The sequence below is a fragment of the Ruegeria sp. CDSC081 genome (assembly GCF_059610485.1).
On the sequence record NZ_JBXWNS010000002.1, the window covers coordinates 147,244 to 163,101 of the forward strand.

The window sequence follows — 15,858 nt, forward strand, 5'->3', positions numbered from 1 at the left end:
AATACTTTCGGAGAACGCAAAAATCGCAGATCAGCCAGATATGTTTGAAGTCAATCGGCTGGGTAATGCCATCGATCAGGACGTGGACCTGTATGAGGAAAAGCATCTTGCACGAAACGTTCCCGAACAGTTTTCGGTAGTTTGCGACCGCATCAGGCTGAAGGAAATTGAGCCGAATATTAGGCATCGGCATCGAGCCGAAAAGCCAGTCAAAGCCTATGGCGATATGCTGCAACACCTGAGTGATGAGCCGATAGGTCGCGACGACGAACTAGCTATTGAGGAAGAAATCGATGAGGTTTTGATCAGGTTCCTAGCACTGCAAAAGACGGTCGATATGAGCGTCCCTGCAAAGAGGGTTTTCTCCACTTTGTCGGGGTTGGAACGGTCACTGCGAAGTGCAGTCAAGAATCTTGATGACCCAGACAGAGACGCGGCTGTTGCTGAAACCTCGGAAGGGCACCCTGAAGATCGTGCGCCAAGTGCGCCAGACATCTGGTTGTCAAAGAGCCTTGCAGCGAAGGTGACCGCAACAAGACAATATCTTATCGAGACACATCGCGAGGTTTTGGAACTGAAGCGGTTCTTTGACTACAAAAGCGGTTTGGTTAAGTCTGGCAGGCCATCAAAATACTCAATGGTCTTTTCGGTCCACGCCCTTGCAGAAATTTTTGAAGCCCGAAATACCAAAGGTTTAGCCGCCCAAGTCAGCCAAGTCGTTGATGGCGGACGACCAGAACAAAGAGGACAGAACCACAACACCTATAGGTATGAGGGTGCTTTCCTCTCGTTCGTTACAAGTTTTTACATGAAAGTCGTTCCTGAACAGATCAACCAAGGCAATGAAGGCTTTCCTGATCAGGTCCGTAAATTTGCACGTCTCAGGTCAGAAGACTCGAATGCATACAAACTCCTGTATGCAGATGACGCAAGCCATGTGCAGGTCCTTGAGTTTATGAAACGCGCTGATGCGTTGAAGTGACTACCGTCGCTTGGATGGAAACTGAATAACCTCAGAGGGCCAAGCTGAACTATATTGTTGGCTTAGGTAAACCAGCGCACACGAGCCAGCACTAAGTGTTCAACTGCGCATCTGGAACATAGGCGTCCCATCCATCTTTACCCAAGAACCCATCAAACTGTTCAGGTGTCACCAGTGCATACTCAAACTGGTTACCCTCAGCCAATTTCTCCGCAGCTTCTTTCTTGGCAAGGACGACTGGATCATCCTTCTTCCAGTTGGATTTCACCTCAATGATGTGGGCCTTCCCATCATCTCGATAGACCAAGAAGTCAGGGTGGTAGTTGCAGACTGTGTGGGATTCAGGGTGGATATAATACACTTGGAATCCTGATTGGCCGTGCACCAACATTCCCGTGAAATAGATGTTGGTCGTTCTGTCATCCCCCAGAACTCTTTGGAAGAAGTCTACCTCAGGATTGCTGTCGAAGCAGTAGGTGTCGAGGTGGAATGACTTCGAACGTTTCCCATCAAACTCAGGATAGTCACGCCGTGCGATCAGATGTTCTTGTGCTTTGAAGGTGAAGGTCGGCAAACGATTGGATTGATCGTTGTAACCACGGATTAGCTCAACTTCCTCTTCTACGGAGTTCTGGAATTTTTCGACTTCGAAGAAGGCATGGAACAGATGGGGGACCAGCACAGCGTAGATGAAATCGTTGGCCTTGTTCACGACCGTCAGGATGTCATCAAACGGCACGTTCGTGCTTGCCAGTGCATCTTCGACATCGAAGGCGCTGATCTGATCGCCTGAGAAGTAGCGGGCAAGCTCACCGACCAGCGTGATCTTCGAGTAAGTCTTGTGTGACTGTCGATCAGTGATGTCTTCCACAGAGGATGGCTTGTCCTTCAGATGGGTCCGCGTCTGAAGCGTGATCTTGAACTGCTCCATAGCGGCATCGGACACATCAAGGGTCAGCGTGTCAGGCTGTTCCTTCTTCACCGTTCGATACAACTCACGGTGACGTTTCATCTTGATAATCACGGGCGGTGGCACGGCGGTGACCTCGACAGTCACGGACGTATCATTCTTCTTCGGCCCTAACTCTTCGGTCGTGACGCGGAAGTTCTGCTGCAACTCATCGTCCAAGATCGCCTGGTTCTCTGCGGAGAGGTAGATGTGGCCCGTCTCTTGGTTTGGACCGATTGATCGCAAACAACGCATCGTGGACTGAAGCACGAAGATGCGGGACTTGGGCTTACGATACAAGGCGACGCCGAACAAAGACCGACAGTTCCAGCCTTCACCACCTTTGCCGACCAGCAAAATGAACTGCTTGTTGGAATCTTCGGTGTCGAGGCGATTGAACTCCCGAATGTCCTCATTGGTCGTCAGGCTGGTATCACCAACATTTCTCAGGATTTTATCCGTGGAAACGCCTAGCTCTGACAGCACCCGTTCAATTGCTGGCTGAAGGTCGTTCTTGAGTTCATCGATGGTAGAAGCGAACAAAGCCAGCTTCGGCAACATCCCTTCGTGACGGGTCTGGCCTTGGTTTTCCCAGAAGTGGGTGATGACTTCCCTGATGAAATCATCCGACTTGATGTTGCCCGTATATGTGCGGAACTCTGGTTGCTTGAGGTATTTGTTGTCGATTGCCGCTTTTAGGCCGTAGGCGTAGACCACTTCAGGCATGATACGGTCTTTGACGTATGGTGTGCCCGTGTAGTTGTAACAGCCCACAACGCTGCTCTTACGGTGTTCCAGTGCCTTCGCAAGTTCGTCAATAGTAGTGCGCAGGGCTGAGGCTTGCTTGGCCTGTCCAAGGTCCTTCTCAAGGGACGGTCCCATGGAGTGGTGCGCCTCGTCCACGTAGATGCCCAGTCGGGGCAACCTGGCTATCCGTTGGAACCTCGCATTCACAGCAAGGTCTGCGTCGGTCTCAGGGGCGTCCTCGCCCAACATGTCGTAGAGTTCGCCATAGACCTCTGACAGGGTTCCCTTCTTCTCTGCAAAAAGCTGCTCAGTTGCGGTCGGCTTGGCCGACTTACGCTTGAGAATGATTTTCTGAGTGTTCGAGATGATGATGTTGAACGACGATCCGTCCTGCGCACCGATGGTCGATGCAGTGTCATCAAGGAAGTGGAACTTCAGGTTGGTCCGTAGGAAGTTCGCGTATTCTGGTGGCACCACTTGGGACAGGTCGAAGGTCTGGATTTCACGCAACGACTGAAGGACCGTCTTGTCAGGTGCGAACACCAAGGCGTTGCGGCAATACTTGTCATCCTTGCCGAACTTGTTGGCCAGCAGGAACTCGTAAAAGATGCAGGTAGCCATCAGGATCGTTTTCCCAAGGCCCATGGTCAGCGCGAAGATGTAATTGGGGTAGTCACGGGACCGTTCGCTCATCTTTGCAAACAACGCCTCGTATTGATCCTCACCGATGATCTCTTCGAAGCCGAGCAGCATACCCTGACCCTGCTTGGACCCATCAGCCTTCACCAAGCCATCAAAAATGCCTTCGCCTTTGGCCCATTCTTTGAACAACTGGTGGACATGACGGTTCTCGCCGAACTCCTTGAGGAACACATACATCTCGAAGGCTTCGAACTGGGGGCGGCGCAGGTAGGCATCGGCCCGCAGGTCGGGATCGTTGAAATCCAACAGGTGCTTGGACAGCTTGCGATACTTAGTCCTGATCTTGCCCTTGTTGGTCTGCACAAAGTGATACAGGGCATTGAAGAACGCGAAGTCCTGATTGATCTTCTTAGCCATGTTCGATTTCGCCTTCCCATGACTCGGACAGAAGATCAGTGATCTTCACACGAATGGTAGAAGCGTCATCGGGGATTTTGTAGCGGCCAGTGACCAATTCGTTCTTGTCAGGTGCATCGATAAGCTCTGGGCTGAGGACTGCACCGTCATAGTTCCAATCCACCTTGATCGTCTCGACCAGTTGCCGCCAATCCTCGACCGCATCGGTGTCCATAGAGAGCTTCTGAAGCAGGTTGAGGGGGTAGAAGCCTGCAATCTCAAGATGACCGTCTTTGATGACAAGCTTGGCGTCTGACTGGCGTTTGAAGTGCAGGTTCGCCTTGTCACGGATCAGGTCCACAACTTCGACTTCGATGTTGAACGGCTTGGCGGCTTTGACGAGTTCTGGGCCGATGTCAGGTTCATGTCCCATGCAGACCAGCATGATCCGTTCCACGATCTTTGAGGGGGCTTCGGCCTGACGCCGCTCATAGGCTTTAAAGTCCATCCCGTTGATGACCTCGTTGAGGTCAGCACGGGTGGCAATTCGGTTCACGGGCATGATCTTGACGAGGTGCTGGTCCCGCTGACCATCGAACACACTGCTGGTGGGCAGCGGTTGGAGTTCAAGAGCCTCCTTTACGAGTTCTTTGGCCTCGATTGGATTGCGGAAGATATCGTAATTGTTGACGTTAAATAGCTCAAAGCCAGTATACCGCTTGCCGATCTTTTCTTGGTTGTCATCAGAAAGAAGGTCATCTGTGCTTGCCTCAATCTGGTGACGCAAGCCGTTCAGCCGCTTTACAGTTGTTTCAATTGCTCCAAGATTGATATCCGCGCCAATGAAGCGACGACCAAGCCTCATTGCTACGGCTTGAGTTGTCCCCGAACCCATAAAACTGTCAAAAACAAGAGTGTCCTGTTTGGTGAACAAAAGCATCAATCTTTCGAGTAGCTCTTCTGGCTTTTGTGTTGGGTAGCCGACACGTTCCGACGATACAGCAGCAAGTCCCGCCATATCAGTCCATAGCGTTTGGATCGGTACTCCTTTTCCGTCATCCAAGTACAATTTCTTTTGAGGAACATTTCCAGGCTTCGTTTGCACAACAAGGCCATCCTCTATCAGCTTTTCCATCTTGTCTTTTGAGTAACGCCAGTACCGCGTGACACCCATGACTTCATATTGCGGGTTCCCTTTTGTGTCCGCTCCAGGTGCAGTCATGCTGACCAATCGATAAACGCGGCCATCGGCTTCCTTGTACTTGTAGAAGTTGGAGATGTAGTCTTCAGAATAATCTGTATACTGCATCTCGAACGGGTATTGGCCGCCGCCGCCGAACAACAAAATCGTATCAACGTTTTCACCGAGGTTTTTACTACCTTGACCAGTGTTTCCCTTCACCGTTCCAGCACGTTTCCATTTTATCTCATTGATGAAATTTTCTGGACCAAATATCTCCTCACAAATGCATCGAAGGTGATGGCTCTGATGGTAGTCGCAATGAAGTGCAACCACGCCATCATTCGATAAAAGCGCCCTGATAAGCGTTAGGCGTTCAAACATAAACTGTAGATATTGGTCACTTTGCCAAATATCACCGTATTGCTTTTCTTCAAATGTGCTTCGACTGTTACTGGCGGTTTTACCACGCAGTTCAACGCTCTTTTTGTAGTCAGCTTTGCTATCAAAAGGAGGGTCAATGTAAACAAACCCTATTCCTCCGCGAAAATCCCTAAGGAGGTGAGACATAACTTGGAGATTGTCACCCCAATAGAGACGATTCCACCAACCATCAGTAGGGTCACCGTAGGTCTCTTTCCTTTGTGCAGGGTAATATTGTGTTGATGAAAACGGACGCTTTCCAGCCCACCTCAACGACGGAAAACCACGGATTGGCTGTTGATCAAGGTCGAATGTTTCAAACGCTTCTTGTTCTTTGCTGGCCATCTAATTCAATTCCTTCAAGCCTTACAAAACGTCATGTCACAGAACGCCTGAAAGTCACAATTCTTGCAGAGCCGTTCTGGCCGCTCTGATATGCCATAATTCTTTTCAACAATGTTGTGGATGACTGCATCGACCTTGGCAATCGTGCCTTCGACATCCGTCGTCTCTCTGGGATAGGTGATTGTCGGCTTTCCGTTCTCTTCACCCGTGTAATACAGCGTCATTCGACTGACCTGAACGCCTCGCTTCTCTTCCAGCAAATGTGCATAGATTTGAAGCTGACGCCGATACCGTGCAAGCCGATCCGCCTCATCAATGATGTCGGGCTTCTTCTCTGACTTAAAGTCGATGATCTCATAGGACCCGTCGTCGGCCTGGACGAGGTCAACTGTGCCAGTCAGGATGTAGTCGTCCTTCAGCAGTGACAACTCGACCTCAGCATCCCGCAGACGGTGGAAGTGTTCCTTCTCACGGTCCACATAGCTTGTAACGTGCCGCTTTGCGATCCTCAGCACGGGTTCGGCCAGATACACCCGTTCCTTCTTCGTCAGGTTGGCGTAGTTCAGATCGAACCAACTGTTGATCTGATCGGTTGTGACCTTGCTCTCCTCGCCCCGCAGAACGGCCTTGTGAACGTCTTCTATAGTTTGGTGGACCAATGTGCCGAAAAGGACCGCGTTGGTCCTGACGGGCGAAAATTCGAGGTCCTTGAACAGGCGGTATTGCTGTGGGCAACCTTCGAACACCAGCACGTCGGATGTGAAGGAGTAGCTTTGCTTGATGTCCACCTCTTTGACATCAGCCAGGTCGATGGTGTTGGCATCGAAAGTCAGGTCACGCCAAGATTTCAGGTCATCGTAGACGGGCCGAAAGTAAGCGGACGGGACATGACGCTGCCCACGTCCCTTGGGTGTGTTCTCCTGGCAGGTCAGCACCAACATGTTTTGCGCACGTGAAAAGGCCGTGTAGAACAGCCGCCAGAAGTCAAAGGTCTTGATCCGATCCAAAGGTTCGAACGGTTCACGGCCACTGAACTCTTGCTCAAGCATGACCTCCATGTCGGAGTATTGTTTGCGTGGCACGGCATCGAGTGACCCGACGATGACAATCGGGAACTCAAGGCCCTTGGACTGATGGATCGTCATGAATGACACGCAGCCTGACGGGGCGTATTCACTGTCGTCTTCGTATTCTTCGATGCCGCCATCCCAAAGGAACCGCATGAAATAGTTGAACAGCATCAACAGGTCACGTTCCAGACGATCTGGGCGGATGACGATGACGTTGTAGAGGTATTCGAACTTGTTGAGCAGGCGTGAGAACTTGGACAGGTTCCGTGCGGGGCGACTATCCCGAACGCCAGCATGGGCGATGCCTTCATCCAAAAACCCACTGAAGGTGGGGAACTGCATAAGGTCGTAGAACAACCCAGAAAAGGCGTAGTTGGTGTTGTCTGTGAGGCCGAGGTGGCTTTTGGCCATACCCGCCGCCCAAGCCGTGATCTGTGGGTCTGTGCCGCTCTTCAGGTGGGCGATGAAGTCACCAAGGCATTCATCGTAGTAGGTCCATACCTGAAGCGTCATTCCCTCACGTGTTTGCCGAACTGATCCGTATTGTGGGAACATGAACAGGATGGCACCAATCATCAGTTTGATCTCGGCCCGCTCAAAGAACATGTTGGATCGGGGTGCGTAGATCGGGATGCCTGCGGCTTCCAGATCATTGGCAAATGCAACGACCTTATGGTTGCGCACTGATCGAAACAGAAAGGCGACTTGGTTCCAGTCCTTAATGATGCCACTGGCACGTTGTTTCTTCAGGAATGCAATGGTGTCGTCGGCCCAGTTTTCCCCACCATCATCGCCTGACACCTTGAAAACCGTCGGATGCGCAGATGGCTTTGGATTTGCGGCTTCAATCGTTTTGTCAAAGCGGAACGATGTCCCGTCTGCATCCCATTCCGTCGTCTCCATCCACCGATTGTAGAAGTCGATGATGGGTGGTTCAGATCGGTAGTTCTGGGTGAGCTTCACCTGTTGGCATTCGCCATTGTTGAAGCGGCTGGGGAACTCAAGGATGTTGCGGATTGACGCCCCACGGAAGCGATACAACGCTTGGTCATCATCGCCGACGACGCAGATGTTGCGATGCTTCTCTGCCAGCTTCAGGATGATCTTTTCTTGGATTGTGTTGGTGTCTTGGTATTCATCGATCATCAGATAATCGAAGCGACCTTGGATTTCTTCGGCAACTTCGGGGTTGTTCAGTAGGCCCAGCATTTCAACTTGGATGGTAGAGAAGTCGAGATAGTTGAACTCACCCAACAGCCTTTGATAGGTGAGGTAGGCTTCTCCCGATGCAGACATTTCAGGGAGTGAACTGGCTGCCAAGTCTTGCCCAGAAATACCCTCTTCGCTGATCTTGTTCAGCCAAGCAGTCAAAGTTCCCGCAAATCGCCAGGACGACTGTGGTCCCTTCAGCCCAAGTGCGTCCTCGATGCCTTCAATATCCCGAAACTCACCGATCTGCTGGAAGACGAAATACTGCTGATCAAATTGATCCAGAACCGTGTAATTCTTCTGAATGCGTGTATAGGCTCTGAACTCTTCCAACATTTTCAGAAAGATGGAGTGCAGCGTCCCCACTGTAAGGTCCAAGGGATTGCCGATGTTTTGGATGCCACCAAGCTTCGCGGTGATCCTCGTCACAAGTTCTTTGGCCGCTTTCTCAGTAAACGTCGATATCAGAACACGTTCGGGTGCCACATTTCCTGAACGCAGGATGTTGGCGACCCGTTCTACAAGGCAAAATGTCTTGCCTGAGCCAGGACCTGCAACGACAAGCAGTGGTCCATCAGTAGTTTCAATGACTTTAGATTGCTGAGTATTCGGAGCGACCTTCATGAAGCCCACCTAACTGAAGGATTGCACCGCAAACTCATGAAGATTGACCCAAGATACCACCGACCATGGCATCGTAGCGTGAGGGATCGAACGCACTGCCAGTAGTTTCAAGCACCCGCGTCGTCTCAAGCCGTAGGACCTCCACCACCGCCGTGCGCACGGCTTCAGGCTTAGGCCGATGCCCGATGTGCTGGATCATCCGTTCGATGTGTTCGACGACGATGCCAAGACGGTCGAAGTCCGTTTGGGTCGGTGCTACCACGATGCGGCCCTCGAACATCGCGGAGATCGAAAGGCCATAGGCCGCAGCGATGTCCACCAGCCGTTGCGCATCAACCTTGGTTTCGTTGTTCTCCCAACGCCAAAGGCTGGTCTTGGGAACGCCAAGCAGCTTTGCACCTTCACCGAGGGAAAGGTCCTTGGATTCACGGGCGTCTTGCAGGATTTCACCGAATGATTTCGCAGAAGCATTTTTCATCCTTTTGGTATTCCACAACGTGGAACGGGAGGGAAGTAAAACGATCTAATGACACTCTTAATAATTGCGAATCGTTCCATTTAATGGAATATGGTATGCATGACATTGACACAATATCTTCAAACCAATCGCCTGAGCCTGAGTGACCTCGCAAAACAATGCGGAACGAGTGCCAGCACGATTCTTCGCGTTAAGGACGGAACGGTAGCACCATCAAAGCGCGTCGCACGTGCGCTGTGGGACGCCACAGGTGGTCAGGTGTCGCCCAACGACCTCTATGGCCTTCATCACGCCGACGGGCACTGCACCTGCCATGGCTTGCTGCGCCCACAATCCATTGAATAAGGAGAACACCGATATGAGTAATTTGGTGACAGTCGGTATCGTCATCGCAGCAGGTGTTGCGGGCATCATTCTCCTCAGCGGTGAAGGATTGGAACGCAACCTACGTTCCTGCCTTGAAGATCACAGCCTTCGCATCTCAAGCCAAGATCACGTCTACATGACGGAAGCCCTTGGTGAGGAGATTTGGCGAAGCTACCCAGATGGAACGGCCACACGGTTTGTGCGGTATCGGGTCCAAGGATCGTCAGAAGTGAAAACCGCGACATGCAGGTGGTGACACAATGTTGATGAGCAGTTGGCGTGAATGCCATTGCTTGGTTCACGCAGAACCACCGCCCCATGACAACAATATTTCCAATCGAAAGGACCCAATATGAAAAGAACTATTCCGACTCTCGCTTCCTTGATAGCAATCACCGCCTGTGCCGAGGTTACCACAACACCAGACCCCATCACCCAAGCAGTATCGGGGCGGGCACTTGTCTCAGGGGATACACGACTGACAGCGGGTGCCAACGGCGCACTGATCGGCGTGTTGGCTGGTGGTGATACATTGTCTGGCTCATGGCGTATCAACAACGGAAAATGGTGCCGCACATTGACGCTTCCCGCACGGTTCAGCGGCTCCGAAGTGTGTCAGGATGCTGCGCTGACAGACGGGCAACTGGTGATCGTGGGGTCCAACGGTAACCCGACCGTCTATACCATCGAATAACGGTGACTGTTGCCCACATTTTTGCAACACTTTCACCCAGACTCTCCGCTGATTTCAGCATCTGAAAAACAGGACATCTTCGAACGGCTCTGCCTTCGCAACGCTAAAAGGCGTGAACGGGGCATCCGTTTGGTGAATGTTCCAGAGGTCTACACCAACAAGGTCAGGGAAATGGCCACACGGCGCTACGTTGCGTTGCTGGACCCGATCATGGCCGTAGCCTTCGTAGAGGCCACATGGCCACATCATGCTACTGCAAGACGTGAACTGGCAGCGCGGTTACATCAACGTGCCGTTAGCAGGCTTGGCATACCTGACCCGCGAATGAAAAAACCGCACCCCAATGAACTGTTGAAGCGGTTTGCATCCAGCACAAGCATCGTTCACATGACCGCGTTCAATGCGCAGGTTGCACGTCAGACTGATCCACATCCAGAAATTCGCCCTCATTGATGAAGAACGCCAGACAATGGCTAATGAACTCTCCAGTCGGCATATCATTCTCGACCGCCATGACTCTGGCCTGATGATACAAATCATCGTCAATGTTCCTGATGGTTTTGCGTGTGCCGCTCATGCTGCATCCTCCCATCGTATTTAGGCGAACTGGCAGACAATGGGGCTAGGAAACGTATCCTCAATGACCACCTTTCTTGATGACATCAATTCAAACTTCGGCGTCGATGTCGGTTGGCCGAATTAATACCAGAGCAACTGGCTGGTTTTTCCCCCGAAGCGTCATTTCGACCGTCCACCTAGAACAAGGGTGTGCTCCCGCAATGAGAGCAAAACCTAATCCAGATGGAAGGAACGATAATTATGAACGCACATGCATCCACTTTCGGCAAACAACAGGACACCCCAGAAGTTCCAGCCGTGATCTTTCAAATACTCGGCAATATGTATGATACGAAAAATCAACTAACCCTTGAGCCGAAGGAGACTTATGAATCCCTGCTTGGCTCTGAATTTCATCAAAAGCTAAGCGATGCCGCTGATCGCAAAGACCATTTTGCTATGATGGAAATGCGGATGATCATCGAGACAGCCTTGGCCAACGCGGGCTACGGGTTCTGTCCTTTCGAAACAGATGCTGCTGTTAGCGTCTTGTTTGAACCCGATAAGTTCGTTGCCCTTTACAATGTGCTTGCGGCTGACGAAGCCGTGGAAGGTGACGAGGGGCTGTCCCACTTTGGAACGTCACGATGTGAAGTGGGACAATCGCAATTCTTAAGCGACTGATTTTACAGTATATTTTCAGATAAATGGTGCCCGGGGGCGGAATCGAACCACCGACACGAGGATTTTCAATCCACTGCTCTACCCCTGAGCTACCCGGGCACGGATACGGCTTTTGCCGTTGGGTGGAGGCGTTCTATGACTTGCTACTGGCAGTGTCCAGAGGCTTTTTTACATTTTTTCAATGTGGGCGCGGCATCTCAGTTTCAGTTGAAGAAACATCCTGTTCAACGTCTTCTTCACGCTGCGAAGGAACCGCGTAAGACCCGTTCAGCCACTTGGCCAAATCAATGTCTGCACAGCGTTTCGAACAAAAAGGACGGAATTGAGACACCGTTGGTTCGTGACAGATCGGACAGCTCATTTCAGCACCTCCGCAAGGGAAATCCGGCCGCGTTTGCGTTGCAACTCATAGTGACCCAACGGGGTCCATCCTGCCAGAATCGTCTCGATCGGATCAGACTTGAATGCAGATCGCAAAGCGGCTTCGAAACCGCGCCGGTCTTTCTTGGGCATTGGAGCGAGGTCGAGCGTGATCTGCCCCCCCAACCCACGGACACGCAATGCACGTGGCAGTGCTTTTGCGCAGGCGAAATTGGCCTTGGTTCCGGCGGCCATCGAGGTGTCTGAACCCGTGTTTACATCTACGGCCACCAGGGCGCGGGTGGGCTGGATAAAGATGTGTCCGCCCCCGGCCAATGGTTCTGATATTCCGCCCGCCTGATCCAATGCATCCAGGACACCATGCGCCTCAAAGGCGCCGGGCTCGGTGACGACCTCGGCCGGGTCGGTCCAGTCGCGCCAGGCCAAAACATGCGGCCCATCACCTGCGAGCAGAACCTCAGGCTCGGTACCAGGATCGTTCATCACAGCATCGGCATGAGCCAGCATGACGCCGATATCTTCAGCAATCTCTTCGGCGTTCTCGCCCTGACAGCAGGACCGCAGGATCAACCCGTGTTCGCTGCCCGCCATCGCCTCATGTGCAATTTCCAGCAAGCGGTCGCGTTCATCCTCATCCCGGATACTGCGCGAGATATTCAGGCCAGGCGCATCCGGTGTGACAATCGCAAAGCGGCTTTTAAACAGCACGCGATCCGTCACCGGCAGCGCCTTTCCGGGTTCGACAAAACCGGTCACCTGGACCAGCTTGAGCTCTCCGGGGGCCAATCCTCTGACCTGTCGCAAAAAGGCCTGGCCGTCCGGCGTGGCCAGAAACATCCCACCCTGCCCCTTGACCGGGCGATCCGCCCGCGCCCGGTAGATGGTACCGGGTGCCGGGGCTTCGGAAGCAATCAGGAAATCGTCAAGCTTTCCGTCCACCATCAACGCCGCTGCCTCGCGGTTGTTGATGTGGTCTAAAACGATGGTACGCCCCTTCATAGTGCCTCGCGATACAAAGGATAGCCGATGCCCTGCAGCAAAGCGGCAGTCTCGGATAATGGTAGTCCCACGATGCCGGTAAATGAGCCGGAAATCCATGGGATGAACGCCCCTGCAGGCCCCTGGATTGCATATGCACCGGCTTTGCCTTGCCAGTCACCGGTTGCCAGATAGGCATTGATCTCAACATCCGACAGGCGCTTGACCTTGACCTGAGACACCACATCGCGTTGCGATATGCGGTCGCCGCGCCGAACCGCAACCGAGGTAATCACCCGGTGCCGCCGTCCAGACAGAGCGTGCAGAAACTCGGCCGCCTGACCTGCATCTTCAGGCTTTCCCAAGATGCGCCGACCCAGCGCGACCGTGGTGTCCGCACAAAGTGTGAAATCATCGCTTTCGGCGGGAACAGCTTGCACTTTGGCGCGTGTGATCCGGTGGCAATAAGGCACCGGCAACTCACCCTTCAAAGGCGTTTCGTCAATGTCAGGGGCACGGATCGCGTCGGGCTGTACGCCAAGCTGCGCCAGCAGGTCCAGCCGCCTTGGGCTGCCCGATCCAAGAATAAACGCCATGTGTCGGGCGTTACTTAAAGCGATAGTTGATCCGACCTTTGGTCAGATCGTAGGGGGTCATCTCGACTTGAACTTTGTCGCCAGCCAGAACACGGATGCGGTTCTTGCGCATCTTGCCTGCCGTATGTGCGATGATCTCATGGCCGTTTTCCAGCTCGACCCGAAACGTCGCATTAGGCAGGAGTTCCTTCACGACACCGGGAAATTCGAGCGTATCTTCCTTGGCCATGTTGTCTCCATAATTACGTTGCACCCGCAGAATCTACGGGGATGTGCGCCTAAATGAGCCTATTTGGGGCTTATTTCAAGGGCGTATTCACCTAAAGAGAGGATATTGTGACTGTTTCGACTCGACCGCACTGCTCGTCCCAATGGGCGCGGTTCAACACATGGCCATCCCGGCGCACATTGGCGATCGTTGTCAGGTCGACGTCGGCATAGGTCCAGCCAGGTTGGTTCAGCGCACCCTCTGCTAACACTCCGGTCGCGGGAAAACCCTTGTCAGGTGGACCAAAAATACCACCCGTTCCTGTATTCATATCCACCGCATCGGACCATTCGTTTTTGCCCACCAGAGACGCCATGACCGTAACACATTGGTTTTCCAGCGCACGCGACATAGCCCCGATGCGGACACGCCAGTACCCTGCCAACGCCTCGGTGCATGAGGGAACCAGGATTATATCCGCCTCACTTAGGGCTCTGCCCAGCAAGGGGAATTCACTGTCATAGCAGATCAGGATTCCGATTTTTCCAAGTGGGGTATCAAACAATTTTAGTGGTCCGCCCGGCGCGATATCCCAGTCTTCGCGTTCAAAGCGGGTCATGATCTGTTTGTCCTGATGGTCAAACGTCCCGTTCGGAGCGTAGAGCACAGCCCGGTTTACCGGACGGCCTGACCCGTCAATCACCGGAGCGGATGCGCCCAGGATGTAGATCTCATGCTCTTGAGCCAAACGCGAATGCAGGGCCTGCACGTCCCCCATCCGATCTGAAACAGCACGGATCGAACGCTCTAGATCACCCGCCACTTCGGCCCCGTCCAAAGTCGACAATTCCATCGCGCCATACTCGGGGAAAACGAGAAGATCTGCCCCCTGCCCTGCCGCATCCGAGACCCAGCGGGCCAGCTTATCTTCATACTGCGCCCAGTTTTCGAGCCAGTCGAGGTTATAGGCGGCGGTGGCAGCTTTCATGGAGTAACTTTCATTGCGCTGGTTTGGCGAACACTAGTTGAGGGCGCCCTGAAAAGTACAGGAACATATGCGCATATACCGGCCCTGCAAGGGATTGTGAGTTGGCATCTCAAGCCTGAAATGGCTAAATAAGATTAGGAGAGTTGCGATGCAAAACCGGGAAAGTTTCGAAAAGTTCTATTACACAAAGGTTGGCATGGGAGAAGCCTGCGGTTGCGCCGAACGGATTATCGACGTGTACGAATTCAACCGAACGGGTGGAGCGCTATCAAAATCAACTCCGAGACAGCAAAGGCGGAAACGCCGGTCAATCAGGGCTTGGGCCGTAAAATACGGCCTTCTTGGGCGCAAACGTCAGCCATAAAATCTAAGCCGTGATATCCCTGATCCAAAACTGCAACGGCTTCAGCGTCTCGCCTTCTTCACCGATATCCCTCCACGAAAACTGCGCAACAGCGCCGGGCAACGGCTCATACTTCCGCGCGCTCCAAAAAGCATCCAGCGGGCGGTAGGTATCAGGCCGCATCGGGTGATCGGTCGTGCGTTGCACACCGCAAAAGGCGCATTTGGTGAAGCCAAAGTTGCGCGCATGGGCTTCGCGCAGGTCAAAGAACCTATGCCCCACGCTCTGCCCGCGATAGTTGGGCAGCAAGACGGATTCGGCGCAGTAGAAGATCTGGGACAAGTCCAGCCCAGAGCCATCGAAGGCCGCCGCGAAATCGGCGGCATGGTCGACTAGCGGGGCGCCGGTCGATGCGCCGATCAGACGATCCCCGTCAAAGGCACCAACAACGATGGATCTGTCGCTGTCACGGTAGGATTGCAGGTATTTCCGCTCGTATTCCAGATCGCCGTCATAAAGATACGGCCATGCCCGAAACACCTCGATCCGCAAGCGAGCGACGTCATCCAGAGCCGCCTCAAGCGCCGCCCCGGTCAAGGCGCGAACGCCTGTAACCTCAGCCATTCGAGACCTGCTTGGTCCAGTCGGCCAGGTTGTAAAAGGTGGTGACCCGCGTGATCTTGCCATCCTTCAGGTCAAAGAACGATCCGGCTGGTAGGCGGTAGGTCTGCCCGTGTGCTTTGGGCAGGCCTTCATCCGTCTCAAGATAGGTGCCGTTCACGATGAATTCAGCGGCGGCACGGGTACCGCCCTCGGCCGCGAACACAACGATATCGGTGAGGTTCTCGCGATAGCAGCGGTTCATGTGGTCACAAAAAGCTGCGAATTTCTCTTTGCCCACTCGTATCTGCCCTTCGTTCACATGATGGGCCACGTCGTCGGACAAACAGGCCAGCATGCCGGTTACGTCCCCGGCGTTGAAGGCTTCGAAATAGGTTTTGACGGTTTCGTTCATGG

At 53.1% G+C, this 15,858-nt stretch carries 17 protein-coding genes and 1 tRNA gene; 5 read left to right on the forward strand and 13 right to left on the reverse strand.

The window, feature by feature from the left end; all coding sequences use genetic code 11:
- Positions 1-40: 40 nt before the first annotated feature.
- Complete coding sequence (locus tag AC2FH9_RS03650; RefSeq protein ID WP_496870835.1) at positions 41-982, forward strand: hypothetical protein; 942 nt, start codon at positions 41-43, stop codon at positions 980-982.
- A 91-nt stretch (positions 983-1,073) separates the two neighbouring features.
- Here the strand turns inward: AC2FH9_RS03650 and AC2FH9_RS03655 are convergent, their stop codons facing one another.
- The 4 genes from AC2FH9_RS03655 to AC2FH9_RS03670 are packed head-to-tail and all read right to left on the reverse strand — an operon-like array spanning position 1,074 to position 9,045.
- Positions 1,074-3,737, reverse strand: coding sequence for a TnsA endonuclease N-terminal domain-containing protein (locus tag AC2FH9_RS03655; protein WP_496870837.1), 2,664 nt, complete (start codon positions 3,735-3,737; stop codon positions 1,074-1,076).
- Positions 3,730-5,664, reverse strand: coding sequence for a site-specific DNA-methyltransferase (locus AC2FH9_RS03660; RefSeq protein WP_496870839.1), 1,935 nt, complete (start codon positions 5,662-5,664; stop codon positions 3,730-3,732). Before AC2FH9_RS03660 ends, AC2FH9_RS03655 begins: the two co-directional genes overlap by 8 nt.
- Before the next feature lie 14 nt (positions 5,665-5,678).
- Positions 5,679-8,567 (reverse strand): ATP-dependent helicase, encoded by a 2,889-nt coding sequence (locus AC2FH9_RS03665; RefSeq protein WP_496870841.1) that lies wholly within the window; start codon positions 8,565-8,567, stop codon positions 5,679-5,681.
- 34 nt (positions 8,568-8,601) lie between these two features.
- Positions 8,602-9,045: a helix-turn-helix domain-containing protein gene (locus AC2FH9_RS03670; protein WP_496870843.1), complete on the reverse strand. Its 444-nt coding sequence runs from the start codon at positions 9,043-9,045 to the stop codon at positions 8,602-8,604.
- A 99-nt stretch (positions 9,046-9,144) separates the two neighbouring features.
- Here AC2FH9_RS03670 and AC2FH9_RS03675 point away from each other — a divergent pair, with 99 nt between their 5' ends.
- From AC2FH9_RS03675 to AC2FH9_RS03685, 3 genes are all read left to right on the forward strand, one after another.
- Entirely contained in the window at positions 9,145-9,390 is a 246-nt protein-coding gene (locus tag AC2FH9_RS03675; RefSeq protein WP_496870845.1) for a hypothetical protein, read from the forward strand.
- 13 nt (positions 9,391-9,403) lie between these two features.
- Positions 9,404-9,667: a hypothetical protein gene (locus AC2FH9_RS03680; RefSeq protein ID WP_496870847.1), complete on the forward strand. Its 264-nt coding sequence runs from the start codon at positions 9,404-9,406 to the stop codon at positions 9,665-9,667.
- A 96-nt stretch (positions 9,668-9,763) separates the two neighbouring features.
- Positions 9,764-10,105, forward strand: coding sequence for a hypothetical protein (locus tag AC2FH9_RS03685; protein ID WP_496870849.1), 342 nt, complete (start codon positions 9,764-9,766; stop codon positions 10,103-10,105).
- A 397-nt stretch (positions 10,106-10,502) separates the two neighbouring features.
- Here AC2FH9_RS03685 and AC2FH9_RS03690 read toward each other — a convergent pair whose 3' ends face one another.
- A complete protein-coding gene (locus AC2FH9_RS03690; RefSeq protein ID WP_496870851.1) occupies positions 10,503-10,682 on the reverse strand; it encodes a hypothetical protein in 180 nt (59 codons plus the stop codon).
- Positions 10,683-10,924: 242 nt separating this feature from the next.
- Here AC2FH9_RS03690 and AC2FH9_RS03695 point away from each other — a divergent pair, with 242 nt between their 5' ends.
- Positions 10,925-11,347 carry a hypothetical protein gene (locus tag AC2FH9_RS03695; protein ID WP_496870854.1) on the forward strand — a complete coding sequence of 141 codons (423 nt, stop codon included), beginning with the start codon at positions 10,925-10,927 and terminating at the stop codon, positions 11,345-11,347.
- 24 nt (positions 11,348-11,371) lie between these two features.
- Here the strand turns inward: AC2FH9_RS03695 and AC2FH9_RS03700 are convergent.
- The 8 genes from AC2FH9_RS03700 to AC2FH9_RS03735 form a co-directional block, all read right to left on the reverse strand.
- Positions 11,372-11,446, reverse strand: a tRNA-Phe gene (locus tag AC2FH9_RS03700).
- A gap of 79 nt (positions 11,447-11,525) precedes the next feature.
- A complete protein-coding gene (locus AC2FH9_RS03705) occupies positions 11,526-11,708 on the reverse strand; it encodes a DNA gyrase inhibitor YacG (RefSeq protein ID WP_281995647.1) in 183 nt (60 codons plus the stop codon).
- Complete coding sequence (locus tag AC2FH9_RS03710; RefSeq protein WP_496870856.1) at positions 11,705-12,727, reverse strand: ribonuclease E/G; 1,023 nt, start codon at positions 12,725-12,727, stop codon at positions 11,705-11,707. Before AC2FH9_RS03710 ends, AC2FH9_RS03705 begins: the two co-directional genes overlap by 4 nt.
- Positions 12,724-13,302 carry a Maf family protein gene (locus AC2FH9_RS03715; protein ID WP_496870858.1) on the reverse strand — a complete coding sequence of 193 codons (579 nt, stop codon included), beginning with the start codon at positions 13,300-13,302 and terminating at the stop codon, positions 12,724-12,726. The genes AC2FH9_RS03710 and AC2FH9_RS03715 overlap by 4 nt, the downstream gene beginning before the upstream one ends.
- A gap of 10 nt (positions 13,303-13,312) precedes the next feature.
- Positions 13,313-13,531, reverse strand: a complete 219-nt coding sequence (gene infA / locus AC2FH9_RS03720; protein ID WP_005978431.1) for a translation initiation factor IF-1 — start codon at positions 13,529-13,531, stop codon at positions 13,313-13,315.
- A gap of 91 nt (positions 13,532-13,622) precedes the next feature.
- On the reverse strand, positions 13,623-14,498 hold the full coding sequence (locus tag AC2FH9_RS03725) for a carbon-nitrogen hydrolase family protein (RefSeq protein WP_496870859.1): 876 nt from the start codon (positions 14,496-14,498) through the stop codon (positions 13,623-13,625).
- A gap of 367 nt (positions 14,499-14,865) precedes the next feature.
- Complete coding sequence (locus AC2FH9_RS03730; protein ID WP_496696808.1) at positions 14,866-15,465, reverse strand: GNAT family N-acetyltransferase; 600 nt, start codon at positions 15,463-15,465, stop codon at positions 14,866-14,868.
- Positions 15,458-15,856, reverse strand: coding sequence for a ketosteroid isomerase-related protein (locus tag AC2FH9_RS03735; RefSeq protein ID WP_496692238.1), 399 nt, complete (start codon positions 15,854-15,856; stop codon positions 15,458-15,460). The genes AC2FH9_RS03730 and AC2FH9_RS03735 overlap by 8 nt, the downstream gene beginning before the upstream one ends.
- Between the last annotated feature and the right edge of the window lie 2 nt (positions 15,857-15,858).

What these genes read in the sequence shown, in the direction of transcription:
- AC2FH9_RS03650 (WP_496870835.1), top strand. Translation starts at nt 41, where the DNA reads ATGTTTGAAGTCAATCGGCTGGGTAATGCCATCGATCAGGACGTGGAC.
- AC2FH9_RS03655 (WP_496870837.1), bottom strand. Translation starts at nt 3,737, where the DNA reads ATGGCTAAGAAGATCAATCAGGACTTCGCGTTCTTCAATGCCCTGTAT.
- AC2FH9_RS03660 (WP_496870839.1), bottom strand. Translation starts at nt 5,664, where the DNA reads ATGGCCAGCAAAGAACAAGAAGCGTTTGAAACATTCGACCTTGATCAA.
- AC2FH9_RS03665 (WP_496870841.1), bottom strand. Translation starts at nt 8,567, where the DNA reads ATGAAGGTCGCTCCGAATACTCAGCAATCTAAAGTCATTGAAACTACT.
- AC2FH9_RS03670 (WP_496870843.1), bottom strand. Translation starts at nt 9,045, where the DNA reads ATGAAAAATGCTTCTGCGAAATCATTCGGTGAAATCCTGCAAGACGCC.
- AC2FH9_RS03675 (WP_496870845.1), top strand. Translation starts at nt 9,145, where the DNA reads ATGACATTGACACAATATCTTCAAACCAATCGCCTGAGCCTGAGTGAC.
- AC2FH9_RS03680 (WP_496870847.1), top strand. Translation starts at nt 9,404, where the DNA reads ATGAGTAATTTGGTGACAGTCGGTATCGTCATCGCAGCAGGTGTTGCG.
- AC2FH9_RS03685 (WP_496870849.1), top strand. Translation starts at nt 9,764, where the DNA reads ATGAAAAGAACTATTCCGACTCTCGCTTCCTTGATAGCAATCACCGCC.
- AC2FH9_RS03690 (WP_496870851.1), bottom strand. Translation starts at nt 10,682, where the DNA reads ATGAGCGGCACACGCAAAACCATCAGGAACATTGACGATGATTTGTAT.
- AC2FH9_RS03695 (WP_496870854.1), top strand. Translation starts at nt 10,925, where the DNA reads ATGAACGCACATGCATCCACTTTCGGCAAACAACAGGACACCCCAGAA.
- AC2FH9_RS03705 (WP_281995647.1), bottom strand. Translation starts at nt 11,708, where the DNA reads ATGAGCTGTCCGATCTGTCACGAACCAACGGTGTCTCAATTCCGTCCT.
- AC2FH9_RS03710 (WP_496870856.1), bottom strand. Translation starts at nt 12,727, where the DNA reads ATGAAGGGGCGTACCATCGTTTTAGACCACATCAACAACCGCGAGGCA.
- AC2FH9_RS03715 (WP_496870858.1), bottom strand. Translation starts at nt 13,302, where the DNA reads ATGGCGTTTATTCTTGGATCGGGCAGCCCAAGGCGGCTGGACCTGCTG.
- infA (WP_005978431.1), bottom strand. Translation starts at nt 13,531, where the DNA reads ATGGCCAAGGAAGATACGCTCGAATTTCCCGGTGTCGTGAAGGAACTC.
- AC2FH9_RS03725 (WP_496870859.1), bottom strand. Translation starts at nt 14,498, where the DNA reads ATGAAAGCTGCCACCGCCGCCTATAACCTCGACTGGCTCGAAAACTGG.
- AC2FH9_RS03730 (WP_496696808.1), bottom strand. Translation starts at nt 15,465, where the DNA reads ATGGCTGAGGTTACAGGCGTTCGCGCCTTGACCGGGGCGGCGCTTGAG.
- AC2FH9_RS03735 (WP_496692238.1), bottom strand. Translation starts at nt 15,856, where the DNA reads ATGAACGAAACCGTCAAAACCTATTTCGAAGCCTTCAACGCCGGGGAC.